This is a genomic window from Rhizobacter sp. P2_H2 (assembly GCF_056403375.1).
Window position 1 is genome coordinate 1 of the sequence record NZ_JBFUFP010001760.1, and the last position, 623, is coordinate 623.

The 623-nt window shown below is 66.5% G+C and carries 1 protein-coding gene; it reads right to left on the minus strand.

Annotation, left to right across the window (positions count from 1 at the left end; all coding sequences use genetic code 11):
• Positions 1-87: 87 nt before the first annotated feature.
• A partial coding sequence (locus tag AC1D15_RS36060) for a methyltransferase domain-containing protein (RefSeq protein WP_477829864.1) occupies positions 88-623 on the minus strand: 536 nt, incomplete at its 5' end.

The following is a 623-nucleotide window of genomic DNA, read 5'->3' on the forward strand; positions in this document are numbered from 1 at the left end:
GCGCGAACGCAAGTGCTTGTCGCAGAAAGAAAAAAGACCGCCTGGGCGGTCTTTTCCGGTAGGTCAAGAGGGTTTTTCAGGCGGGTTTCACGCCGAAAGGGCTGCCAGGTCGGCCGCGTAGGCGTCGGACATGTCGTCCGGCAGCGCGAAATCGGCCCGCATCACCCGGGCGGTGGTGCGCTCGCGCAGCGAGGTCTCCACCTTGGCCAGCACGACGCGCATGAAGGCAGCGCGCTCCTTCGGGCATTCGCGCAGCGCGTCGTCGAGGTAGTGGAACTGCGCCAGCTGGAAGCGGTGCTCGAACCAGCCGAGGTACCAGAACCAGTCGGTGTAGTAGAGCCACGATTTCTCGTTCAGCGCGCGCAGGTGGGTCGGGTCCTGCCAGGCCGTCGCCGCGTGCTCGTACGGCACCTCGATGACGAACTGGCCGCCGGTCTTCAGCAGCGCCAGGCAGTTGCCCATCAGCGTCGGCAGGTCGGGCACGTGCTCGAGCACGTTGTTCGCGAAGATCATGTCGACGCTGTCCTCGGCCAGCAGCACATTGCCGCCGTACGACGAACTGGCCCGGTGCGGCCATGGCACCGGCTGACCGAGGTCGAGCACCAGGTCGGGCTGGGCGCGCT